Source organism: Algoriphagus sp. AGSA1 (genome assembly GCF_021390545.1).
Lineage (GTDB): Bacteria > Bacteroidota > Bacteroidia > Cytophagales > Cyclobacteriaceae > Algoriphagus.
Genome location: NZ_JAJUWR010000007.1, coordinates 94,925 through 118,022, shown reverse-complemented (window position 1 = coordinate 118,022; position 23,098 = coordinate 94,925). Strand labels below are relative to the sequence as shown.

Genomic DNA, 23,098 nt, shown 5'->3' with positions numbered 1-23,098 from the left:
ATTCCCAAAACCGCTTGGCAAGTTCAAATTCTTCTCGGCATTGTTCAAATCCTTTTTTGCATAGGTCAGAGAATAAGCGTGCTTCCTTTCATGCTTGCCCGACTTTAGCCTTTCGTGCCGTTCCTTTGCTTTTTCAAAAAATAGGATGGTAATATTCCGCTGATTCAGGGATAGAAAGATTGTTGTAATTGGATCGGTTCTCGTTGTACTCGGCTTTCTGAGTGACTTGTCCTAAAAAATGTTTACTGGTTAGACAGTTCATTGGTGACACGGATTACAAATTCCAACGTATTGGGAGTTTATCCCGAAATATGCATTAGCAATTCTAATGTCCATTGGCTCTTCCGCTCTTCAAGTTCCGATGAATACCGTGGGATGTCAAAAGCAGGCTCTCGCCTTTTCCAATTTTTTTTCTGACTTTTCACTTTAGCTTTCTGACTTTCTCTTCACCCATCACTTCTTCTTCAACTTAATCACCGTAATCTCCGGCCAGATACCTACTCGGCCAGGAAAGGCCAAGAATCCAAACCCACGGTTGACATGTATGTAGCGACCTAGTTCTTCGTATAGTCCAGCCCATTTCGGGTAGCGAAGAGAAGCCGGGCTCCACTTGATAAAACCGGGGATCTCGATCCCAAACTGCATCCCATGGGTATGTCCACTCAAGGTGAGATGGATGAGTTGGGGAAATTTTTCACCTGCTCATCAAAGTGTGAAGGATCGTGGCTCATCAGGATTTTAAAGCTTTTATCGCTGAGTTTTGCTGAAGCTTTTTTTAAGTCTCCATATTGCCCAAATCCTTTTCCCCAATTTTCCACCCCGATCAGGTTATGCTAGTTTCGACTCCGCTCAAGGCAGGCTTTTGAAGTAAGTTTTTAGGCTTGTAGCCTTTTTCTAAAAGTCGGTTGATACATTCAAACACGACAAAGTTTTCTGGATCAGTGAAGTTGCAGGTTTGTCTTTCATTTACTTTCAACCCCTTTTCTTCAGGGTAGATGAGCTGTTCCTTCTTGAAATCGACTTTTAAGAGAACATCTAATTCTTTGAACTCCTTCGTGAAACTGTCACCTATTCCTTGAAAACTAAGCTTTATTAGTACTTCCTTGAAATTGTCTTTTGTTATTATCTTAAATTATTTCTATCAATTCCTTCTTCAGCCATTCCGAGGCTATAGCTTGATTGTATTCAATGCCAGGTCTGAGCAATGCTTCCATATCACCTGAGAAATCCGGATCGTTTTCTTTTTCTTCCAGATTAATTAGAAACTCTTTTTGGCTTGGTGGTTTTTTGTCTGTTGAAAACTGCGTGTATTCTTTGAAGCAATTCACTATTTCTTCAAAGTTTAATTCATGATGGTGTCGGGCATAAAATAAATCAAATAAGTCTCGGCCTTTACTTCTTTGATAAAGTGCTCTGAGTTTTGTTCCTAGCAATTCGTTAAGGCTGTAAGTTCGAATTTGAACCTGTCCTGAAAACCAATCACTTTTTACTTCAAATGGAAAATCTACCCAATCGAGAATGTTGAAATGCTCCTTGCAGTTGATTTCTAGTTTTAGCCTCAATCGTATTTCCTCATATTCGGAGGTAAACCGGTAAAGAGCTTTGATGCCATGACCTCTATTTTGAGTTCTTCTGTCTTCTTCAAAAAAAGTAATCACTTTACCTAATCTTTCCATGATTGGCTTGATAGGCCCTGGCTTTATTTGGACCAAATCAATATCTTCTGAATATCGAGGGGCAGGATTCAAATACAATTTATGAAGTGCAGTTCCACCTCTGAAGGCAAGGTTTTCTTTAAGAAAATCGTCAGCAAATATCTCAACAAGAGCTCGGCTAATAATCAAATCTTGCTCTACCTGAGAAAATTGTTTCCATGGTGCAAACTCTTGCCACTGCGCTATGTAAGGTTTGGGGATCATAAATCACTTTCAAGTTTGATATTCACGTCCACTTTCCAACGATTATCAACCGATCCTGCTTTCTGGTTCTTCTTTGGGGATAGAAGTACAGGGAAATACGGTGCTGTTTTCAGGTAATTAGAAATTGCACTGAGGTCAATACCTGTTTGTTGTTCATCCAGAATAAATGCCAGTCGTTGAATGGTGCTTCGATGTGGGTACCATGTCAATAGGTCATTTAAATCTTTATTAGTGATTTCCTCTGCCAATTCCTCGAGAATTGCCAGCATTCTATTGAGGCCTCCAAGTTTGGTTTGATGATGTATCAAATCAGCAGCCGTCAATGCAGGGCTAGAAATATTAAAATATCCAGCATCTGATTTCTTTTCAAGAATGTTTTTGGCAGGCCATTGAGAGGCAGTAATGAACTTAATGTCAAAGCCGTTTTTTTTAATCTCGTTCAGTTTAGGTTTTTCAATCATTACATAGTCTCTATGGATTTGTTGATGGCTAGCACCGTGGAACCTAGCTGCCGAATAAAAACCTAAATAGTAGTTTCTGTTTAAGCTTTGAAAAAGCTTGTGAATATAAAGCTGAATGGGGATGTAGCCTTGTTTTGAATACCGGGGAGGTATAATAAGGTAGAAACCTTTTCTAAGGTTGGTGATCTCTTTTTTTTCAACTAATCTGGCGAGTTCAAATTTCAGGGATGTATCGGTCGAGTCGGATTGATTGCTGATTTCTTCAAGTGAGAATGAATAGTTTTCTATTGATAGTAGGTGTTTGATGTATTCTCTAGCTCTCACTTTAGTAAAGTTTTCCTAAAAGTAGCAATAAAAACTACTTATCAAGAATTATTGCTAAATAAGTTTAGAAGGAAGCGGGATTTTAGATCTTTTGGCTTGTAGGTGTTGTAGCAAAACGAAATGTGAAGGGGACAACGTAAAGGCCCGAAACACTGTTTTGGATTGAACTAAAAATTCTTTGTTCTTCAAAATGTTAGCTGAAATCTTTTCTAATTTAATTTACTCCTTGAGTTAAAATTGTAGCTTCAATTGATACTTCTTTTAAGAGAATCTGAAATCTTATATCTGAAATCTAACTTCACGATCTTTCTGCCCACTGATCACTGAGAACTACCTTCGGCATGCAAGCTGATCACTACCTCTTCCTCCTCAACTTCAGCACCGTAATCTCTGGCCAGATACCAACCCGCCCTGGAAAGGCCAAGAATCCAAATCCACGGTTGACATGTAGGTAGCGACCTAGTTCTTCGTATAGTCCAGCCCATTTCGGGTAGCGAAGAGAAGCCGGGCTCCATTTGATAAAACCGGGGATCTCGATCCCAAACTGCATTCCGTGGGTATGTCCACTCAAGGTGAGATGGATGAGTTGGGGGAAATTTTTCACCTGCTCATCAAAGTGTGAAGGATCGTGGCTCATCAGGATTTTAAAGCTTTTATCGCTGAGGTTTGCCGCAGCTTTCTTTAGGTCTCCATATTGCCCAAATCCTTTTCCCCAATTCTCCACCCCGATCAGGTCTATGCTTGCTACGTCTCCTTCGACTCCGTTCGTGGCAGGCCCTTCGACTCCGCTCAGGGCAAGTTTTTGAAGTTTTACGGATTCATTTCTTAATAGCCTAAAGCCAAGTTCTTCCTGTATTTCATAAAGACGCTGCATATTTGCCTCTTTGGCCTCCTTACTTGGCCAAGACACATAATCCCCATAGTCATGATTGCCCAGAATAGAATACTTTCCCATGGGAGCCTTTAGCTTTTTGAAAGTATCTATCCAAGGTTCCATTTCTTCTGCTTGGTTGTTGACCAGGTCACCTGTAAACAAAATGATATCTGATTTTTGCTGATTGATCAGCTCAATGCCGTATTCCAGTTTCTTTTTATTGTCAAAACTCCCGGAATGTATATCTGAGATCTGGGTGATCGTAAATCCGTCAAACTCCGCGGGTAGGTCATCAAATTCCAGCGTATGATTGATGACACGGTAGCGGTATTTTCCTACCAAAACCCCGTGCAGGATTCCCAGAAAAGGAATTGCGGATAATGCTAAGGCGGCTTGGCTGACAAACTTTCTGCGATCGGGAAGAAAATCACCTTCCTGACTGCCGGCTACAGAATAAAATATCCCTGTAAGAAAACGTAAGATATCTTCTCCAAACATAAAGCCCAAGACGATAAGCTTTGGGATCAATGACAAAACCAATAGGGAAATCATTCTTCCAAAGTTCAGACCGAGATTGCCCCGGCTGAAGGTCAGGAATCCATAGGCTACAAAGAGATAAACGAACACAGAAAAGATCCAAAATCCGATTTTAATCCAGCTTTGCTCGGGGAATACCGTTTTGAAAGCTTGATAGGAATACCAATCGATAAGGAATACGAAGATTATGAGTAGAAGAATGCGAATCACTAGCGAAGTTTTTTTATTGAATAAACCAATCTAAATATTCTTTGATTCTTGTACCTAAATAATAGGGTAGATTAAGTAATTTATACGCTTTACCTGAAGGAGTGGTCGTCTCTTCGATTCGCAATTCCCCACCGTAGATTCTCACTGCATAAGCATGATCACAGGCATCGATAAATTGATGCAGTGAGCGAAGAGTGCCTGTTGCACCGGATTTGATCTCAATAGGCATAATCAAACCATTATAAGGGATTACCAAGTCCACCTCTGCGCTGGACTGTCTTTTCTCGCGCACCCAAAAATTAGGTTTGTGATCTGTCAGGTGTGTGGTCGAAATCAATTCCTGCGTAATCATATGAGGGATCAGCGCACCTTTATAGGCTTGGCTCAAGTCTTCCATCCGCAGCATTTGTCCCTGGATTCCCAAGGAATAGTTAAGCAATCCCGTATCCAGGTACTGAATTCTTGGAGATTTTTTCAAGTCGGGTTGAAGTGGCGGAGCTAGATCTGTAGTCGGATAGATTAACCGCATTACTTTTGCGTCTTCTAAAATGCGGAAAGATTCTCCGATCTCTCTGGATCTGTAGTTGGAATTGCCGAATCCTTGGAATTTGACACGTTGGTCTAAGGCCAAATGTGCTGAATTCATCAAATGTCGGGTGATTTTACGCTCATTTTCATTGCTGCTGTACTTTTCAATGTCAGATTTGTAAGTGCTCCAAATACTTTCATATATGGGGGGTAAGTCGGCGAGATTTTGTTTTTCTAAATCTGTTTTGATGATTTCGGGCATCCCGCCTATGATGGTATAGCGATGAAATAAATTCATCAATGTCTTATGGGCAAAGGGTTTTAACGGTACTTGTGCGAATTGTTGCAATGCAGCTTTTTGGCCAATGGCTTCCAGGTACTCATGGAAATTCATCGGGTAGAGATACAGGAATTCAACCCTTCCAACGGGAAAGCTCTTGACCTCTTTTAAAGCGAATTCTAAAAGTGACCCGGCTGCGATGATGGGCATTTCGGGCATTTCCTCGTGGAAATAACGAAGCAATTGTATGGCTTTTGGAGATTCCTGAATTTCATCCAAGAAAAGTAGCGTATTAGAAAGAGTGCTTGACGGTAAATTCTTGCTGACTAAGATTGCCTCAACGATTGTTTTGACATCTTCGAAGTCTTCGAAGAAAGACCGATCACTCGTTTTTTCCAAGTTTAGCAAGATCGCATTAGGGAAGGTCTTTGCGAATTGCTTGACCAAAGTTGTCTTTCCCACCTGTCTGGCACCCCGAATAATGAGTGGTTTCCTTTCTGGTTTTGATTTCCAAGAGGTTAATATGCTAAACACCTGTCTATTAAAGCTCATGTATGCTTCTATTTGTCACAAAGTAAGGGCATTTTTTCGAATGTCTTGTGACAAAGTAAGGGTAAATTGTATTTTTTTTGTCACAAAGTAAGGGTATTTTTCATCAAATCTTGTAACAAAGTAAGGGCAAATTAAATTTGGCGATCTTTTATCCTAGGTAGAAAAATTCAGTATTTCCATGCTGGCAGATGCTTTCATTTCTCTTTTTTGTTTCTTTGCACCCGAAATGTTTTGCATTTAGCCTATCAACCCTATGAGACAGTTACTCCTCAGACCCGGAGCGGAAGAATTATCCTATGAAATTCGTGGTATCGTCAAGAAAGCCCGTCAAGTGGAGGCCTTAGGCTATGCCATGACCTGGGAAAATATCGGCGATCCTATCCAGAAAAGCAATCATGTTCCTGACTGGATGAAGGAAATCATTGCCGATCTGCTGAAGGAGGATAAGACCTATGGCTATGCCGACTCTAAAGGCGTGCTGGAGACACGTAAGTTTCTTGCAGACCTTAACAATGAGAGAAGAGGAACTCAGATCACAGCAGAGGATATTTTGTTTTTTAATGGACTTGGGGATGCCATTGCCAAGCTATATCAATTCCTGATCCCAACGGCCAGGATTATCGGGCCATCTCCCGCATATAGTACACACAGTTCTGCTGAGGCAGCACATGCCAATGCGGCTCCAATTACCTACAAACTTGACCCGGACAACCAATGGCTTCCGGATATGGAGGACTTGTACCTGAAGGTACGGTACAATCCATCGATTGTCGGAATCTTAATTATCAATCCGGATAACCCGACTGGGATGGTGTATCCTAGGGAGGTTTTGGAGGCTTTTGTGAAAATTGCCAAGGAGTTTAATCTATTACTCATCACCGATGAGATCTATCAGAATATCACCTATAACGGAATCACTGCTGTTCCATTGGCAGAAGTGATAGGGGATAGACCTGCGATTTCCCTCAAAGGGATTTCCAAGGAATTCCCTTGGCCGGGCTCACGCTGTGGCTGGATGGAATTCTATAATCGGGAATCTTCCAAAGAGTTTTCAAAACTTTGCCAGACACTGGAAAATGCCAAAATGATCGAGGTTTGCTCTACTATTTTGCCCCAGCTGGCCATACCAAAGATCATGAAGCATCCCGCTTACTTCAAATATAGGGAAGAGGCAAATGCCCAGATAGGAAAGCGCAGCGACTGGATGCGGGAGATCCTGGGGGATATTCCCGGAATCAAGTTCAATCCCACGCAGGGTGCCTTTTATAACACCATTGTTTTTGATGAAGGGGTATTAAAGGAAGATCAGTTCTTGCCTATAGAAGATGAGAAACTGAAAGATTTGTTGGATTCTTGGTTGGAGGAAAAAGAGATGCCTTTGGACAAGAGATTTGTTTATAATTTATTGGCTGCAGAGCGGATTTGTGTGGTGCCGATTTCTTCCTTTTGCTCGGATCTGAGAGGATTCCGTGTGACGCTCTTGGAAGAGAATGAGGAAGTGTTTAAGAGTACTTTCAGGAGACTTGGAAGGGCAATTGGGAGTTATTTGAGGTCGGAAGTAGAAGTTTAGTGTTCAGTCGCAGTCATCAGCTTTGGTGCAAGTCTTCGGACTTGTACCAGTATCAATGCAGTCTTCAGACTGCCATTTGTGTCTAAGAAGAGAAGTCTGAAGACTTCATTATAGTAGGTCCAAGTCATGAGACTTGAACCGCTTAGAGACTGAATACTGTCTTCTAATTGTCATGTTCCCTCACCTTAATTTTAGAGTCCTTAACTATCTCTTCATCTTCAACTTCTGTACTGTTTAAATTGCTCAAATCCGGCTGTCCGGCATTTACCCAGGCGGTAAACCAAAAATCGGCTATCATCTTGATGGATTTTCTCATTTGCCGCTCCACTTGATTGTCAAGGGCATGCACGTAGGCTTCTGTGAATTCGCGGGAATAAACCCGTACGGTGATATTGTTCCGCTCCTCATAACTGAATTTTTGATCAGGAGAGAAGTTCTGGGTCAGCTCTCTTTCGATCGACAAAACACTGTCCACCTGCGCATGTGCAGCAGCTACAGCGTCCCAAATAGCCTGCTGAGGATCGTCCACATATTCTGCCTGTCCTATCCATAGGGGATAGTCCTTTGCCTGGAGTTCGGGTATTCGGCTTTCCCAAAAGCCATGGATCCCCAGTTGATCGGTCAATTGCCCATTGTAATTCACGGTTGTGTGCAGCGGTACATTCAGGTCGCCTAGGTAGTGCCCCAAGTCCGCAGAAAGCCTGAGAATAGCCGTAGTATTTTTAGCTTCAAAAGCTTCGGTAAGATTGATGAATGTGAAATAGGTGGACCATGGCCCTATGCCGTTGGCACGAAGGCTGTCTTCGGTGAATTTTTTCACGGCGTCATTCCAGTATTTTGGGAGAATTTGCAGGGCGGAATCCCCATAATGATCCAGATCTATGTAGTGCTTTTCCGCTTCTCCTATCACAGCATACCTCCTTCGGTCCGGATTGACAGCTTTCTCCGTTATGAACTGGATATGAGGTTTATAAAAGATGGTCATTTCCTCTGGAAGTGAAAATACAGCCAGCCTGTTGATCAATGAATGGGCATAAAAACCCCAGTTAGTTGATGAGGAGGTGAATATAAAAAGCAGAAATATGTAGGTAAGAAAAAATTTCACACCTCAAATTAATCAAAATATTTAGCATGTAAATAATGATAGAAAAGGTATATTTGCCATCTTAAGGGGTGTGAGGCCAAATTATTTGGTTCGAAGAATAGTGATATTCAGGCGAATGTTTAAAATTACTTTGGTGGAATTGATAAATTCTAATAACTTTGCACTCCAATTCGGAATAGGGTCACGTACGTAAAGAATTTTATTTAATATCAAGATATGGCAAATCACAAATCAGCTCTGAAGAGAATTCGTGCTAACGAAGCTAAGCGTTTGAGAAACAGATATCAGGCTAAAACAACTAGAACTTTCATCAAAAGATTGAAAGCATCTACTGATAAAGTGGAGGCTTCTGAGCTTTACAAAAAAGTATCTTCTATGTTGGACAAGTTGGCTAAGAAGAATGTGATTCACAAGAACAACGCAAACAACAAAAAATCAAGATTGGCCAAGTTCGTTTCCGCGCTAGGTTAATCCCAAAAGATTTTAATTCTCTAAAACCCTGCTTGTCAGGGTTTTTTTTATGCGCTGAAATAGTTAAATTCATAGCTCACTTTTTAATTGATTGCTATGGATACATATGCCTCTATCAAAATTTCCCAGCTCGCAGAAGAAGACCGTCCACGGGAAAAGCTGCTGTTGAGGGGTAAGTCTGCCTTGACTGATGCTGAACTGATCGCTATTTTGATCGGTTCCGGTACTCCCTCTGTGAGTGCGGTGGATTTATCCAAGCATATTCTGGCAGGGGTCAATTATGACCTGAGGACACTTGCGAAAATGTCAATCCAGGATCTCAAGAAATTCAAAGGGATAGGTGAGGCCAAGGCCATAACCATCATTGCGGCGATGGAACTTGCCAGAAGGAGGAAGGATTCAGAGCCGGTGACAAGACCCAGGATTACCTGCTCACAGGATATTTATGACTTGATGCGCCCTGAACTGTTGGATGAGCAAATAGAACATTTTTTCCTGATTCTACTGAATAGGGGCAATCAGGTCATTAGAAAACATCTGGTTTCGCAAGGAGGTACTTCTGGGACAGTGGTGGATCCCAAGATCGTTTTTAAGATTGCGCTGGAGCATCTTGCCCAATCCATAATATTGGTACACAATCATCCCAGCGGCAACCTGGGGCCATCAGAACAGGATAAAAGACTCACTCACCGTTTGGTTAAAATCGGGCATGAATTGGATTTGCCGGTGTTGGATCATGTGATTTTTGCGGATGTTGGCTACTTTAGCTTCGCCGATGAGGCCATTCTCTGACTTATGAAAAATAACACGATTATACTTATGATGATCTCCGCAGTGGTTTTGGCTGCGGTGGTTTACACCTTGACCGGGACGGAGAGCCCCGAAGATTACATCGAAAAGATCGAGGCCGAGCGGGAAAGACAGTTTAAATTCCTGCGGTTTAATTTCGAGTCCCCGCTTACAGATGAACAAAAACAGTCTTTTACCAAATTGAATTTCTATCCTATAGACCCGGCCTATAAGGTGAAAGCCAGGCTGCTGCCCATAGAAGGGAGGAAAGTGAGGGAAGTGCCCCTCACCGATGGAACCAAGGAAAAATACATAGAACATTCCTGGGCGGAATTTGAATTGGATGGTAAAACCCAAAAACTGCTTCTTCTTCAGGCAATCAAAGAGCCCGATAAGCGTAATTTCTTTTTGGCCTTTGCGGATGAGACCAGTGCGGGAGAGACCTATGGGGGCGGTAGATACATCAACGCACGACAGGACGGGAAGAACAGCATAACTTTGGATTTTAACATGGCTTACAATCCTTACTGCGCGTACAACCCTGACTATGGCTGCCCGCTTCCACCAAAAGAAAACTTATTGGACATCGCTATTCCAGTAGGTGAGAAAAATTACGGGAAATAGCCTTTCTGCCTAGCTCAAATCTCTTAAATTTGTACGCATTATTGAATAAAAAGGGGTTTTCGAACCCCTTTTGTTTATCACGCAGATCAATATTGATTTGCCTTATTTAGTTTTACTGATGAAAATCTCGATAAATCGATTAAAAAAATATATCCCTCACACGGAATCTGCGGAGGAAATCGGCGCATTGCTGACCCAATCCGGCTTGGAAGTGGAAGGACTGGAAGAGTTTGTCTCTGTCAAAGGAGGGCTGGAAGGCATAGTGATAGGAGAGGTGCTGACCTGCGAGAAGCATCCCAATGCGGATAAGTTAAGCGTGACTACGGTAGATATCGGAACTGGGATTTCTCCGATTGTTTGCGGAGCTCCCAATGTAGCCAAAGGCCAAAAAGTATTGGTTGCCACTGTTGGTGCGACGCTTTATCCCTCCGAAGGCGATTCGTTCCAGATCAAAAAAGCCAAGATCCGAGGTGAGGTTTCCGAAGGGATGATCTGTGCCGAAGACGAGCTGGGGTTAGGTTCCAGTCATGCCGGGATTATGGTATTGGATACCGACCTGCCCAATGGAACCCCTGCTTCAGAGTATATTGAAATCGGCAAAGACCAAGTGTTAGAGATCGGTTTGACTCCTAACAGGGCTGATGCGGCTTCCCATTTGGGCGTGGCACGTGATCTGAAAGCGCTTTTGGGAAGAGAGCTGGAGATCGATGCTGCTCCTGAGCTGAAAGCCGGGGCGACTGGCCCGTCGATTCAGGTAGAAGTGGAAAATACCGCTGACTGTCCGCGCTATGCGGGAGTGGTGGTGACTGATTTGAAGGTAGGACCTTCCCCTGCATGGCTACAGAATTTCCTGAAATCCCTAGATTTGGAGCCGATCAATAATGTGGTGGATATCACCAACTTCATCTTGCATGACCTTGGTCAGCCATTACATGCCTTCGATACGGCCAAGATTTCCGATGGGAAAATCATTGTAGGTAAACTTCCCAAAGACTCGAAATTCATTACATTGGATGGAAAAGAAAGGAAACTTTCCGGTGAGGAATTGATGATCAAAGACACAAAAGGAGGGCTTTGCATAGCAGGTGTTTTTGGAGGAGAAGATTCAGGAGTTACGGAAGGGACTACCTCAATATTTTTAGAGTCAGCTTATTTTTCCCCCGATATTGTCAGAAAAGGGAGTCAGTTTCACGGCTTGAAGACGGATGCGTCATTCCGCTTTGAGCGTGGCACAGACCCTAATATGCCTGTGTATGCGTTGAAAATGGCAGTCAAGCTTCTGCAGGATATTGCCGGCGGGAAAGTAGCTTCCGAGCTGATAGACATTTATCCGGAGCCGATTCAGGATTTTGTCATTGAGGTGAACTATGGTCATATCAACAGGCTCATAGGTAAGAAAATCGATCCTTCCCAGGTAAAGTCTATATTGGAGAGTTTGGATATCAAAGTGACAAATGAAAACCAGGAAGGTTTTACAGCTACGGCAAAGCCTTATCGGGTGGATGTGACGAGGGAAGCCGATGTCATAGAGGAGATATTGAGGATTTATGGATTCCACAATGTGGAACTCTCCGAAAACCTCAAGACGGATTACCTCGCAGAGCATCCTGTGAAAGATCTCAACAAGTTGCAATACCGCTTAACTGAAATCCTTACAGGGCAAGGCTATTATGAGATGATTACCAATAGCCTGACCAAGTCAACTTACGCTGAGAAATCCGGGTTTTTGGATCCAACGAACAACGTCGTTATTTACAATAAGCTAAGCGAAGACCTTGACGTGATGCGGCAGAGCTTGCTTTATTCCGGTTTGGAAGTTTTGGCCAGAAATATCAACAGGCGTCAGACAGATTTGAAATACTTCGAGTTTGGCACCGTTTATCATAAGGCTGAGGGAGGATATGTGGAGAGTAGAAGACTGTCGCTTTTCCTCACAGGCAAGAGGACAGGAGAAAGCTGGTTGGAGCCAAACAAGAGTTTTACATTTCCTGACATTTACTCTACAGTTGAAAGCATTCTAGAGAAGTTGAATGTACAGGCTGGAGACCTTTCTATAGTGGAAGCTGTGCCTTTTGCCTATGGCTTGAAAATTATGCTCGGTCAGAAGGAACTGGCGACTGTAGGTTTGCTTGATGATAAGATTTTGAAGCAAGCAGAAGTTCGTCAGGAAGTGTGGTATGCGGACCTTAACTGGGATTTGCTTTGCAAAAAAGCTTCAGGTTTGAAGAAATTTGAAGAACTCTCAAAATTCCCTGAGGTGCGTAGAGATCTTTCTTTGGTAATTGACAAAACCGTGAGTTATGATCAGGTGAAGACGGTGGCGGCTAAGTTTGGTGGGAAATTATTGAAAAGAATAGGTGTCTTTGATGTGTATCAGGGGGACAAAATAGATGCGGGCAAAAAAGCCTATGCATTAAGTTTTCACTTGCAGGATCAGGAAAATACATTGACAGATAAGGTAATTGAGAAAACAATGAGTAAATTGATCCAAGCCTTTGAAAAAGAGGTAGGTGCTTTGATAAGAACATAGAAATGATTCAAGAGGAACTGCAAAAATTAGAGAAACTGGCCCTGCAGGCGAGTAACAAATTGCTGGAAATAAGTGAGGAAAACCAGCAATTGAGGCAAAAATTATCCGAGGTCAGCGGTGCTTTGGACAAAAAAGAGCAGGAAATCGAACATTTTAAAAATAAAATTAAAATTAGTAACATTGTGGACAATCAACCGGTGAATCCGGAACAGTCAACTGAAATGAGTGACCTAATCAATAATTATATACAGGAAATCGATCATTTAATTACTTACTTATCAGAGTGATATGGAGACACTTGCCATCAGATTAAAAATAGGGGACAGAGAGTATCCTATGCGCGTGAAGATCGAGGACGAGTCCAAGATCCGTCATGCTGGCAAGTTGATTAATGAAAAATTAAGAAAGTATAAAGAGGAATACGGGCTGGATGACAACCAGGATTTGCTGGCGATGGTAGCTTTTGATTGCATGGTGGAATCATTGGAGACCAATCAGGTTAATACAGAAGATTCAGAGCATATTAAATCCAGTATTTCTCATATAAATGCCTTGCTGGCTAAGGCGTTGTAATTATTCGGAACACAAAATTCAGGAGATTTTTCAGATTCCCCGGGGTCTAATTTATATCCAAAATACCCATGGGAGAAATACTATATATCGTCCTCGCAGCCCTGATTGGGACTGGTGTAGGAGCTGCTATTGTCGGCACATTGATAAAAAACAAAAACTCTAAACTGGAGGAAGAAACCCGGGAACGGGTGAAATCCATGCTTAGGGAGGCGGAAATCAACGCGGAGTCCATCAAGAAAGACAGGATCCTCGAGGCAAAGGAAAAGTACCTCAAGCTGAAAGCTGAGTTTGATGAGGAGATGAGTAATAAGAAGAACATCATCATCACCAATGAGAACAAAGTAAAGCAAAGAGAGCAGCAGGTTTCCAAGGAACTGGAGCAGGTAAAAAGGAAAGAAGCAGAACTTGACAGTAAGTCTGAGAACCTAAATGCCCAGCTTCATTCAATCAAAATCAAAAAAGAGGAACTTGACAGAGTAACCAATCAACGTATCACCGATTTGGAAAAGGTGGCAAACCTTACCCGTGAAGAAGCACGTGAGCAGCTGGTGACTATGCTGACAGAGGAAGCTCAATCCAAGGCCTCTTCACAGATCAAAGACATTCTTGACGAAGCTAAACTTACGGCTACCAAGCAGGCGAAGAAGATCGTGCTGGACACCATACAGCGCACCGCGACTGAACACGCAGTGGAAAACTGTGTTTCGGTTTTCAATATAGAAAGCGATGATATCAAAGGTAAAATCATCGGTAGAGAAGGTAGGAACATCCGTGCGCTGGAAGCTGCTACAGGTGTGGAAATCGTCGTGGATGATACACCCGAGGCCATCATTATTTCCGGTTTTGATCCGGTGAGAAGAGAAGTGGCCAGACTATCCCTTCACAGACTGGTGCAGGATGGACGTATCCATCCGGCCAGGATCGAGGAAGTCGTAGCAAAAACGGAAAAGAATATCGAAGAGGAAATCGTCGAAATAGGAGAAAGAACCTGTATTGATCTGGGGATCCACGGACTTCATCCTGAGCTGATCAGAATGGTAGGGCGTATGAGATATAGATCTTCCTATGGACAAAACCTTCTTCAGCACTCCAGGGAAGTGGCGAAGCTTTGCGCTACTATGGCAGCTGAGATGGGGCTCAATGCCAAGATGGCCAAGCGCGCAGGTTTACTTCATGATATCGGAAAAGTATGGCACGAGGAGCAGGAACTTCCGCACGCGGTCTTGGGGATGGAGTTGGCTAAGCGATACAAAGAGCATCCTGAAATCTGCAATGCGATCGGAGCCCACCACGATGAAATCGAGATGACCTCTATGATCTCTCCGATTGTACAGGCTTCTGATGCGATTTCAGGCGCAAGACCAGGCGCAAGGCGCGAAGTGATGGATAGCTATATTAAGCGATTGAAAGACCTTGAGGAGCTTGCGTTGGGCTTTGATGGGGTGAATAAATGCTTTGCTATGCAGGCCGGCCGCGAACTTCGGGTCTTGGTAGATGCGGACAACGTGGACGACTCTACAGCAGGTAAGCTTTCCTTTGATATTTCGCAGAAAATCGAAAAGGAAATGCAATATCCAGGTCAGATCAAAATCACGGTAATCCGTGAAATGAGGGCAGTGAATTACGCTAGATAGTAGAGGCTGGAAGACTGGAGACAGAAGTAGCGAGCATTCAACTCCTGAAGGTACTTGTCTACATATTGGCCTATAAAATAATGGCGGTTACTGATTGGTAGCTGCCTTTTTTATTCAAAAACGATGATGCCTTTATATAGGATGAACAGTCTTGCAAGTTTGATCGAGGAACTTCGAATATTGTTTGCGAGAATTCGCTTGACAAAGTTGGAGATAGAGATTCTTGAGCAACAATTCCCGTATTATGCCAGACTTTCAGAAGAGCACAAAAGGGAATTCAGAAAGAAACTTGAAGTAATTCTTACCACCAAATCTTTTATGGGAAGAGGAGGTCTGAGAATTGTTACTTCCGAAATGAAAATCCTGATCGGAGCAACTATGGTGATGGTGGCCTTCGGTTGGAAAGATCTTCGTTTGCCTCATTTTAGTAAGATTCTAATCTACCCAGATACGTATTACAGTACGATTTCCAGACAGTATCATCGAGGTGAAGTCAATCCCAGACATGGGCTGATCGTGATGTCTTGGAAATGCTTTTTGGAGGGAATGGAAAGCGAGCATGACGGAGTAAATCTAGGCATCCATGAGGTGGCTCATGCATTGAAACTCGAAAACCAGATCCACTACAATGGGGAAAGTGAGTTTTTTGCTCCTGAGGTTTATAAATCTTTTTTGGAATTTGCTGACAAAGAAATAAGAAAGGTGAATGAGGGTGGCAGGTCGGTGTTTAGGACAAGTGCTGGATTTAATCACCATGAGTTTTTTGCGGTAGCCTTGGAGACTTTCTTCGAAAAACCGCATGAGTTTTTTAATTATAATCCTGAGCTATATGGTACATTGGTGCGGCTTATGCGTCAGGATCCACGAGTTTGGGTCAAGGGCTAAGGGTAAATCCTTAATCCGGTTGTCTCACAATGGGCTTTTTCCCAACATTCTATTGCGAAAGATAAATTGTTTCTGATAAAAGACTGTATTTTGGCTTCCTCAAAGTTTAATTGTAAATCCGCACATGAGAGTTCTATTTTATTATCTAGGGATTATCCTTGTTTCTTGGATTGGGTTAGTATCCTGTTCTCCAAAGCAAAAGCAACAAGAGGAGTCATCTAGGGTTTCAGCGAAAGGCACTTATGCCAATCCACTGGATGTGGCATTTGGAGATCCTTTTATCCTGAATGATGGGGAAGGGAAGTATTACATGTACGGAACAGGTGGTGGAGCAAAAGATGGTTTTGCGGCCTATTCCTCGGGCAATCTGGTCGATTGGAAATTTGAAGGTCAAGTGTATCAAGGCAACACAGAGGACAGTTGGGCAAGCAAGTTCTTTTGGGCACCGGAAGTATATAAGATTGATGGCAACTATTACATGTTTTTCAGCGCCCAGTGGAAGGTCAATCCTACCAATGAAGAAGAGAATTTTATGATCGGTGTGGCCAAATCCGATAGCCCGACCGGGCCATTTATAGAAATGTATGACAGGCCGATATTTGATCCTGGATATCCGATAATAGATGCGAATGTGTATTGGGAAGAAGGGAAATACTACCTCTATTACTCACGGGCGTGCTATAAACACCCGGTGGAAAGCGAGGTGGCGGATTGGGCAAGAGAAAAGGGGTGGTACGATGAGATAGAGGAGAGTTGGGTGTATGGGGTGGAACTGAAGCCTGATTTCTCCGGAGTAATAGGAGAGCCTGTGCTTTGCCTTCGTCCGCCTCTAAAAATGGATGATGCACAGTCCGAATGGGAAAGCAGATCGGTGACCAAGCAGGAAATAAACAGAAGATGGACTGAGGGATCGGTTATTTTTAAGCACGAAGACATTTACTACATGATGTACTCGAGTAATTATTACGCAGGGGAAAATTATGCGGTAGGTTACGCAACGAGCTCAAACCCATTGGGGCCATTTACCAAAGCGCCAAACAATCCCGTGCTGGAACTTAATACACATAAAGGCGGGGAAGTGACAGGCACGGGGCATAACAATATAGTGTTCATGGATAACGGCGATATGTATTGCGTGTACCATGGTCGTACCAAAGAATCCGGTCAGGAACGGGTAGTGTTTCTGGATAAAATGGAAATCAAATCTGATGGCAGCTTGGTGGTGGATGGGCCTACTACTACAGCGCAGGCTATTCCCTTTTAAGAGCAATTAAAAAAGAAAAGGAAAGCATTTTTTTTGCTTTCCTTTTCTTCAATCAGAATCTTAAATCTGACGGCCCTAAATTTCGATAAGGCTAAGCTTGAAGAAGTTGGTCTACTGCTTCTGATACAGCTTCAGTTAATCCCTGATGATTTCTTAAGTCCTCTCCCCAATAAGCCCTTTCACTCAATAATTTTTCTACAGTTTCACTGGTAGAACCCAGATCCCAAGCTGCCTTAAATTCATCCATTAGATCAGAATTGTCATTGACGGGCGTATCTACTTCCTTGTAATTCCCTTTATAGAACACCAATAGTGCGGCGAAAGAAAGGGTTAATTTCTCCGGCCATTCATTTTTCAATTCATGATAGGCTAGGAGAGATGGAAGAACCCGGACCTTGAATTTGGAAATACTGTTCAATGCGATGGACTTAAGCTCATGCACAATGAAAGGATTGGCAAAGCGCTCCAAAACATCCTTGGCAAACTGCTCCAGTTCAGCCTGTGGCATATCGAGCGTAGGAATAATTTCAGTATAAATTGCTTCCTTTAGAAAGGTGCCGATTTCAGGGTTTTCCACAGCTTCTCTTACCGTCCTTAAACCTTTAAGGTAAGCATAAGGCACCATTGCCGTGTGTCCTCCGTTTAGGATTCTGACTTTTTGGGTGCGGAAAGGGGCAAGGTTATCCACAAATTTCACATTGAGCCCGGCCTTATCCAAGGGGAATTCCTCTTTCACTTGATCTGTACCCTCGATGGCCCAAAAATGGTAAGGCTCCACCATGACGGCCATATCATCCTTGTAGCCTATCTTTTCCTGAATCTCTTCTATGGAGCCCTTGGGGTATCCGGGAACAATCCTGTCCACCAATGTATTGCAGAATGTATTGTTCCAATCGATCCATTCGGAGAAACCCGCAGGCAACTTCCAATAGGATATGTATTTTTGGATGCAGTCTTTCAATGCAGCACCGTTTGCCTCGATCAATTCGCAGGGAAGGAATATCAGTCCTTTGGAAGGATCTCCTTGGAAAGTCTTGTACCGATGATAAAGCAAGGCAGTCAGTTTGCCGGGAAATGTATTTGAAATGCTATCTGAAGAGGAATCTTTTGGGTCAAAAATTATCCCTGCTTCCGTGGTATTGGAAACAACAAAGCGTAAATCCGGATTTTCTCCAAGTTTCAAGTATTCTTCATATTCTTCGAAAACATTCGTGATTCCAGCTATGCAGGAAATGAGGGTGGATTCCTGAACTAATATGCCCTTTTTCAGTCCCCGCTCAATCACATGGTAAAGACAATCCTGATCCTTCATTGGGTTATTTCCCGACTTGCTGTGAACCTGCACAATGTGGATATCCCCATCAAATACATTGGCTTGATTAGCTTTTTCGATCATCCAATCTGTAAATCCGCGGAGGAAATTCCCATTCCCGAACTGGAGGGTTTTAACAGGGCGATTTGAAGGAGCTGTTTTTGATCTGGAAAGAAGTTTCATGTGATGTAATAGGTAGGTGTTTTACTTGTCTTTTGGATTGATTGATGAATTACGGATGATCAATTCTGGTTTAAGAATTGTTTTTTTCGGAATGCTGTTGCTTTTGTCTTTTTCATTCAGGATCTCAAAAAAGGTCTCCGCCGTGATTCTCCCCATGGGAATACTTTTTTGATTGACCGTGGTGAGGGTAGGTTCGGTGAATGAGGTAAAAGGTTCGTCGCCAAAGCCAACCAACTTTATATCATCAGGAAGTTTATACCCATTTTCTTTCAAAACCTGCATAGCTCCCATGATGGAGTAATCTGAAGAAGAGAAAACAGCATCAAAAGGAATATTGGAATCGATCACCTCCTGCATGGAGGTTCTTCCATCTTCCAGCTGCAGTTTGCTGAAGCGTATCAATTCGGGGTCAACAGTGATTCCATGCTGAAGTAATGCGTCTTCATAGCCTCGTTTACGCTCTTTGTAGATGTTGATGTTTTGCGAACTGCTGAAATGTACTATCCTTTTACATCCTTGTTCAATCAAATGCTCTGTAGCCTGGAATGCCCCATAATAATCATCGATTACTACCTGGCTCACATCCAATTCATTGGTCACCCGGTCAAAAAGCACCAGCGGAATCCCTTTTTTTAAAATTTGTTTAAAGTGGTCCACTTGTAGTGTGGTCTTGCCAATGGAGGCAATTACCCCGTCCACCTGTGCATTTAAAAGTGCCTCTACAGTCTGCATTTCCTTTTCATAGTCATCGTAAGACTGAGAGATTACTACTTTATAGTTCAAGGAATTTGCAATTTCTTCAATGCCCCGGATAACGGATGAAAAGAAATTTCTGTTGGCAGTAGGGACTATTACTCCGATAAGTTTGCTTCTTCCACTTCGAAGAGCAGAAGCGATATTGTTTGGCTGATAATTAAGCTCTTTTGCAGCCTTCAATACTTTTTTCTTCGTGGCATCAGAGATTCTTGGGTTGTTATTCAGTGCTCTGGATACTGTCGAGGCCGTTACTTTTAGCTTCTCCGCGATATCATGAATAGTAGCCTTGCCGTTTCTCATTGCCGGGGGTTGGGTGGTTAAATTGTTTAATTGACGTTAAATATAGCTATTCACCGGCTGGTTTGCCTATTGTAGCCAAGATTCCCCCGTCCACATATAGGATTTGGCCATTGATGAAATCGCTGGCTTGGCTGGACAAAAAGACTACAGCCCCTCCGAGGTCATCCGGATTGCCCCATCGTCCTGCAGGTGTCCGATTGACAATAAAATCATTGAAGGGATGACCGTCTATTCTGATAGGGGCAGTCTGCTCCGTGGCAAAATAGCCAGGGCCTATGCCATTTACCTGAATATTATATTTTGCCCATTCCGTAGCGAGATTTCTCGTCAGCATTTTCAGGCCACCTTTGGCGGCAGCATAAGCACTTACGGTATTTCGACCGAGCTCACTCATCATGGAGCAGATGTTGATGATTTTGCCGCTCCCTTTTTTCACCATAGTTTTGGCGATCCGCTGAGAAACTATGAATGGGGACACCAAGTCAATATCCACTACTTTGCGAAAGTCTTCGGGATCCATTTCCAATGCAGGAGTGCGTTGGATCATTCCTGCATTATTCACCAATATATCGATTGTTCCTATTTTCTCTTCTATTTTCGTGATAGCAGTATCTACAGCTTGGACATCACTTACATCGAATAAATAAGGATGGGCTATAATGTCCTCAGAAGCATAGTTTTCAATTGCAGCGTCCATTTTGGCAGGAGTATGCCCATTGATTACTAACGTGGCACCTTGATGCGCCAAAGCTTTGGCCATAGCCATCCCCAGTCCATGTGTGGCGCCTGTCACAAGAGCGATTTTACCTCTTAGTTCAAAGTTTGGTTTCATCTGTTTATAATTTGTTTTTAATGGTCAGATGGAATCTCGCCTGCATTATAATCATCCTGGTGTGTGTCGCCTTCGACATGTTCGATTTCATAATTATTTCAATTCTGAAGGCTTAACCATATCCATGTCTCCGTAATCCATGTTTTCTCCGGCCATTCCCCAAATAAAAGAGTAATTGGAAGTGCCTGCTCCGCTGTGGATAGACCAGACCGGTGAGATGACAGCTTGATGGTTTTTCATCCAAATATGTCTCGTTTCGTCAGGGGCACCCATGAAGTGGGATACTACATTTTCACCTTTGATATCAAAGTAAAAGTAAGCCTCCATCCTTCTATCATGCACATGGGCCGGCATGGTGTTCCATACTGAGCCCGGTTTTAATTCAGTCATTCCCATTTGCAATTGGCAGGTTTCAACAACCGAGTTGACCAAAAGCTTATAAATCGTCCTGTGGTTGGAATTTTCCAAGGAGCCGAGGGTGACCACTTCAGCGTCTTCCCGGGTGATTTTTCGTGTAGGGAAGGTGGTATGTGCGGGGGCGGAATTGAAGTATAGTAAAGCGTCCCCCTCCTTGGCAGGATGGAATACTACTTTCTGGTTTCCTTTTCCGATATAAAGGGCTTCTTTTCTGCCTAGACTGATGGATTCCCCATCAACTTCAATTGTACATGTAGCGCCAACATTGATGATTCCGATTTCACGCCGCTCTAGGAAGTACGGGGCCTTCAACTGATCAATGGTTTCCAGGTGCAGGGGCTTATCTACCGGATGGATCCCGCCTACTATCAGCCTATCCTCCATAGTATATATACCGGTGATTTGATCTTTAAGGAAAATATTCTCCAATAAAAATTTTTCCCGGATTTCTTCTGTCGGGTAATTTTTGAAATCCTCAGGATGTGAGGAATACCTTGTTTTTATAGTAATACTCATAAGGGTTAATGTAATCGTTTGCGCAATATAGTATTATTTTTGAACATCATAATGCGAAAAAGTATTTGGTTTCTTATATATTTTCCAACTATTCATTTGTAAAATATGTGAATTTCGGTTCATTTTAACTTTTTTGGGTAATAATTCACTGAAAAAATTTTTTCTTATTCATTTTATTTTTAATATGCAATCGATTGCTCTTCAATCTTAATCCATGTTGTCGCGAGCAATCCATGGATTAGATGTTTTTGAGTGTAAGCTCTTGTAAATTAACATAATAATGAGGAAACGTACAGGCATTGTCGAAGTGCCAAAAGCACAATTCCCCAGGTGTCTGTCCTGGTTATTGGTTGTGGTTGCATTAAGTTGTACTAGGCAGAAAAGCATGGAAAACGCCGGTCGTTCTTCTGAGGAGGTCACGTTCTCGGTAGAAAACCATCTGTCTGTAGAAAGGATGAATGAAAAGGTAGTACTTAGTCCAGGTGATTTGGAGGGTAGCTTTGGGGATGCAGGCCAATTAACGTATCAGGTATTTATGGGAGAGGAGGAAATACCTTCCCAGTGGAATAAACATGGGCCAGATCAAGGATTGGTTTTTATTCTTCCTAAGATAGAGGCTAACCAAACAATCGAAATTAATCTGAAAGGTTCCTCAGGACAACTAGATCTGGGGTATCCAAAACTCACTCAGGCGGAACTGAGCCATAAGTTTGGGGGCGAATTCAAAAACAGGGAATATATAGGCGGACATTTTCAGAATGTCACTTCCCTTCGGGTTCCCCCGGAGCATACCGATCATTCCTGGTTTATCCGTTATGAAGGGCCGGGCTGGGAATCAGATTTAGTGGGCTATCGTTTTTATCTGGACTGGAGAAATGGGATTGACGTATTTGGCAAAAAGGTCAGCACCCCGGTATTGCAGGACGTGGGACAGGATGGATTTGACTCGTATCATGAACCGGCGGATTGGGGAATGGATATTTTAAAGGTTGGCAAGACGTTGGGGTTGGGAAGTATTGCTACCTGGGAGGACGGAAAGGCAAGACGTGTGGATGTGACCGATAGCCTATATACTGAAATCACCACTAACGGCCCGGTCTATTCATCAATATTGACGAAGTACTACGGATGGGATCTGCCTTCCCGTAAAACTGATATTACTTCCGAAATCTCCATCCATTCCGGCACTCGGCTTTCCAGGGTGGATCTTACTTCTTCAGAAGAAATACCAAATTTTGCTACTGGATTGATAAAGGATGCTAAGGCTCAGGTATTGACTAGTGATGACATTCTTTCATTCAGCTATTTGGCTACTTATGGGCCGCAGAGTTTAGCAGGGGACAACCTGGGTATTGCTATTATATATCCCACCGATCGCCTTACCCAGGTCACAGCCGATGATCTGTCACATGTATTGGTGTTCAATAGCAACGACAATACACTGAGTTATTATTTGCTGGCAGCTTGGGAACAGGAGAAAGGAGGGGTTCAAAGTAAGAAGGAGTTTGAAGATTATCTCAATAAGGAAATTGAAAAATTATCCTCACCATTAGAAATCCATAAATAATCAGAAGATGATTGGTTTGATAATCAGCGATTAAGGTGCCATTTATTTGGCTAAGGATCTGGATGCAGATTTAAGCAAGAGGAAA

22 protein-coding genes are annotated in these 23,098 nt (G+C 42.8%); 11 read left to right on the top strand and 11 right to left on the bottom strand.

Going from position 1 to position 23,098, the window contains the following annotated elements; genetic code table 11:
- Positions 1-453: 453 nt before the first annotated feature.
- The 6 genes from LZF95_RS27670 to LZF95_RS06940 all read right to left on the bottom strand — a co-directional run bounded on the left by LZF95_RS27670 (position 454) and on the right by LZF95_RS06940 (position 5,685).
- Positions 454-666, bottom strand: coding sequence for a hypothetical protein (locus LZF95_RS27670; protein ID WP_306422288.1), 213 nt, complete (start codon positions 664-666; stop codon positions 454-456).
- A complete protein-coding gene (locus LZF95_RS27665) occupies positions 663-818 on the bottom strand; it encodes a hypothetical protein (protein WP_306422287.1) in 156 nt (51 codons plus the stop codon). The genes LZF95_RS27670 and LZF95_RS27665 overlap by 4 nt, the downstream gene beginning before the upstream one ends.
- A 309-nt stretch (positions 819-1,127) precedes the next feature.
- Positions 1,128-1,919, bottom strand: coding sequence for a nucleotidyl transferase AbiEii/AbiGii toxin family protein (locus tag LZF95_RS06955; protein ID WP_233754261.1), 792 nt, complete (start codon positions 1,917-1,919; stop codon positions 1,128-1,130).
- Positions 1,916-2,704, bottom strand: coding sequence for a type IV toxin-antitoxin system AbiEi family antitoxin (locus LZF95_RS06950; protein ID WP_233754260.1), 789 nt, complete (start codon positions 2,702-2,704; stop codon positions 1,916-1,918). The genes LZF95_RS06955 and LZF95_RS06950 overlap by 4 nt, the downstream gene beginning before the upstream one ends.
- Before the next feature lie 355 nt (positions 2,705-3,059).
- Complete coding sequence (locus LZF95_RS06945; protein ID WP_233754259.1) at positions 3,060-4,325, bottom strand: metallophosphoesterase; 1,266 nt, start codon at positions 4,323-4,325, stop codon at positions 3,060-3,062.
- Positions 4,326-4,338: 13 nt separating this feature from the next.
- Positions 4,339-5,685: an ATP-binding protein gene (locus tag LZF95_RS06940; protein WP_233754258.1), complete on the bottom strand. Its 1,347-nt coding sequence runs from the start codon at positions 5,683-5,685 to the stop codon at positions 4,339-4,341.
- A gap of 253 nt (positions 5,686-5,938) precedes the next feature.
- Here LZF95_RS06940 and LZF95_RS06935 point away from each other — a divergent pair, with 253 nt between their 5' ends.
- Positions 5,939-7,255 (top strand): pyridoxal phosphate-dependent aminotransferase, encoded by a 1,317-nt coding sequence (locus LZF95_RS06935; RefSeq protein ID WP_233754257.1) that lies wholly within the window; start codon positions 5,939-5,941, stop codon positions 7,253-7,255.
- A 163-nt stretch (positions 7,256-7,418) separates the two neighbouring features.
- Here the strand turns inward: LZF95_RS06935 and LZF95_RS06930 are convergent, their stop codons facing one another.
- A complete protein-coding gene (locus LZF95_RS06930) occupies positions 7,419-8,360 on the bottom strand; it encodes a zinc dependent phospholipase C family protein (RefSeq protein WP_233754256.1) in 942 nt (313 codons plus the stop codon).
- A gap of 216 nt (positions 8,361-8,576) precedes the next feature.
- Between LZF95_RS06930 and rpsT the strand changes: the two genes are divergently transcribed.
- From rpsT to LZF95_RS06885, 9 genes are all read left to right on the top strand, one after another.
- Positions 8,577-8,831, top strand: a complete 255-nt coding sequence (rpsT, locus tag LZF95_RS06925) for a 30S ribosomal protein S20 (RefSeq protein ID WP_233754255.1) — start codon at positions 8,577-8,579, stop codon at positions 8,829-8,831.
- Positions 8,832-8,927: 96 nt separating this feature from the next.
- Complete coding sequence (radC, locus tag LZF95_RS06920; RefSeq protein ID WP_233754254.1) at positions 8,928-9,623, top strand: DNA repair protein RadC; 696 nt, start codon at positions 8,928-8,930, stop codon at positions 9,621-9,623.
- Positions 9,624-9,626: 3 nt separating this feature from the next.
- The gene (locus LZF95_RS06915; protein ID WP_233754253.1) at positions 9,627-10,244 is read left to right on the top strand and encodes a DUF1684 domain-containing protein; all 618 of its coding nucleotides are present in this window, start codon (positions 9,627-9,629) and stop codon (positions 10,242-10,244) included.
- A gap of 118 nt (positions 10,245-10,362) precedes the next feature.
- Positions 10,363-12,774, top strand: a complete 2,412-nt coding sequence (pheT, locus tag LZF95_RS06910) for a phenylalanine--tRNA ligase subunit beta (RefSeq protein WP_233754252.1) — start codon at positions 10,363-10,365, stop codon at positions 12,772-12,774.
- Positions 12,775-12,776: 2 nt separating this feature from the next.
- Positions 12,777-13,061 carry a hypothetical protein gene (locus LZF95_RS06905; protein ID WP_233754251.1) on the top strand — a complete coding sequence of 95 codons (285 nt, stop codon included), beginning with the start codon at positions 12,777-12,779 and terminating at the stop codon, positions 13,059-13,061.
- 1 nt (position 13,062) lies between these two features.
- On the top strand, positions 13,063-13,347 hold the full coding sequence (locus tag LZF95_RS06900; RefSeq protein ID WP_233754250.1) for a cell division protein ZapA: 285 nt from the start codon (positions 13,063-13,065) through the stop codon (positions 13,345-13,347).
- A gap of 68 nt (positions 13,348-13,415) precedes the next feature.
- On the top strand, positions 13,416-14,981 hold the full coding sequence (gene rny, locus LZF95_RS06895) for a ribonuclease Y (protein WP_233754249.1): 1,566 nt from the start codon (positions 13,416-13,418) through the stop codon (positions 14,979-14,981).
- A 123-nt stretch (positions 14,982-15,104) separates the two neighbouring features.
- On the top strand, positions 15,105-15,866 hold the full coding sequence (locus LZF95_RS06890) for a zinc-dependent peptidase (protein WP_233754248.1): 762 nt from the start codon (positions 15,105-15,107) through the stop codon (positions 15,864-15,866).
- A 124-nt stretch (positions 15,867-15,990) separates the two neighbouring features.
- The gene (locus tag LZF95_RS06885; RefSeq protein WP_233754247.1) at positions 15,991-17,130 is read left to right on the top strand and encodes a glycoside hydrolase family 43 protein; all 1,140 of its coding nucleotides are present in this window, start codon (positions 15,991-15,993) and stop codon (positions 17,128-17,130) included.
- A 91-nt stretch (positions 17,131-17,221) separates the two neighbouring features.
- Here the strand turns inward: LZF95_RS06885 and LZF95_RS06880 are convergent, their stop codons facing one another.
- From LZF95_RS06880 to kduI, 4 genes are all read right to left on the bottom strand, one after another.
- Positions 17,222-18,625: a tagaturonate reductase gene (locus tag LZF95_RS06880; protein WP_233754246.1), complete on the bottom strand. Its 1,404-nt coding sequence runs from the start codon at positions 18,623-18,625 to the stop codon at positions 17,222-17,224.
- Between the two features lie 21 nt (positions 18,626-18,646).
- Positions 18,647-19,681 carry a LacI family DNA-binding transcriptional regulator gene (locus LZF95_RS06875; protein ID WP_233754245.1) on the bottom strand — a complete coding sequence of 345 codons (1,035 nt, stop codon included), beginning with the start codon at positions 19,679-19,681 and terminating at the stop codon, positions 18,647-18,649.
- 46 nt (positions 19,682-19,727) lie between these two features.
- Positions 19,728-20,513 (bottom strand): gluconate 5-dehydrogenase, encoded by a 786-nt coding sequence (locus LZF95_RS06870; protein WP_233754244.1) that lies wholly within the window; start codon positions 20,511-20,513, stop codon positions 19,728-19,730.
- A gap of 93 nt (positions 20,514-20,606) precedes the next feature.
- Entirely contained in the window at positions 20,607-21,446 is an 840-nt protein-coding gene (kduI, locus tag LZF95_RS06865) for a 5-dehydro-4-deoxy-D-glucuronate isomerase (RefSeq protein ID WP_233754243.1), read from the bottom strand.
- A gap of 385 nt (positions 21,447-21,831) precedes the next feature.
- Here kduI and LZF95_RS06860 point away from each other — a divergent pair, with 385 nt between their 5' ends.
- Entirely contained in the window at positions 21,832-23,013 is a 1,182-nt protein-coding gene (locus LZF95_RS06860) for a DUF4861 domain-containing protein (protein WP_233754242.1), read from the top strand.
- The last annotated feature ends 85 nt before the right edge of the window (positions 23,014-23,098 follow it).

Bases quoted from the DNA above. Each gene is read 5' to 3' on its own strand.
- LZF95_RS06940 (WP_233754258.1), bottom strand. From the start codon at position 5,685: ATGAGCTTTAATAGACAGGTGTTTAGCATATTAACCTCTTGGAAATCA.
- LZF95_RS06860 (WP_233754242.1), top strand. From the start codon at position 21,832: ATGGAAAACGCCGGTCGTTCTTCTGAGGAGGTCACGTTCTCGGTAGAA.
- LZF95_RS06915 (WP_233754253.1), top strand. From the start codon at position 9,627: ATGAAAAATAACACGATTATACTTATGATGATCTCCGCAGTGGTTTTG.
- LZF95_RS06955 (WP_233754261.1), bottom strand. From the start codon at position 1,919: ATGATCCCCAAACCTTACATAGCGCAGTGGCAAGAGTTTGCACCATGG.
- LZF95_RS06890 (WP_233754248.1), top strand. From the start codon at position 15,105: ATGATGCCTTTATATAGGATGAACAGTCTTGCAAGTTTGATCGAGGAA.
- LZF95_RS06875 (WP_233754245.1), bottom strand. From the start codon at position 19,681: ATGAGAAACGGCAAGGCTACTATTCATGATATCGCGGAGAAGCTAAAA.
- rny (WP_233754249.1), top strand. From the start codon at position 13,416: ATGGGAGAAATACTATATATCGTCCTCGCAGCCCTGATTGGGACTGGT.
- radC (WP_233754254.1), top strand. From the start codon at position 8,928: ATGGATACATATGCCTCTATCAAAATTTCCCAGCTCGCAGAAGAAGAC.
- pheT (WP_233754252.1), top strand. From the start codon at position 10,363: ATGAAAATCTCGATAAATCGATTAAAAAAATATATCCCTCACACGGAA.
- LZF95_RS06905 (WP_233754251.1), top strand. From the start codon at position 12,777: ATGATTCAAGAGGAACTGCAAAAATTAGAGAAACTGGCCCTGCAGGCG.
- LZF95_RS06935 (WP_233754257.1), top strand. From the start codon at position 5,939: ATGAGACAGTTACTCCTCAGACCCGGAGCGGAAGAATTATCCTATGAA.
- LZF95_RS06885 (WP_233754247.1), top strand. From the start codon at position 15,991: ATGAGAGTTCTATTTTATTATCTAGGGATTATCCTTGTTTCTTGGATT.
- kduI (WP_233754243.1), bottom strand. From the start codon at position 21,446: ATGAGTATTACTATAAAAACAAGGTATTCCTCACATCCTGAGGATTTC.
- LZF95_RS06880 (WP_233754246.1), bottom strand. From the start codon at position 18,625: ATGAAACTTCTTTCCAGATCAAAAACAGCTCCTTCAAATCGCCCTGTT.
- LZF95_RS06870 (WP_233754244.1), bottom strand. From the start codon at position 20,513: ATGAAACCAAACTTTGAACTAAGAGGTAAAATCGCTCTTGTGACAGGC.
- rpsT (WP_233754255.1), top strand. From the start codon at position 8,577: ATGGCAAATCACAAATCAGCTCTGAAGAGAATTCGTGCTAACGAAGCT.
- LZF95_RS06900 (WP_233754250.1), top strand. From the start codon at position 13,063: ATGGAGACACTTGCCATCAGATTAAAAATAGGGGACAGAGAGTATCCT.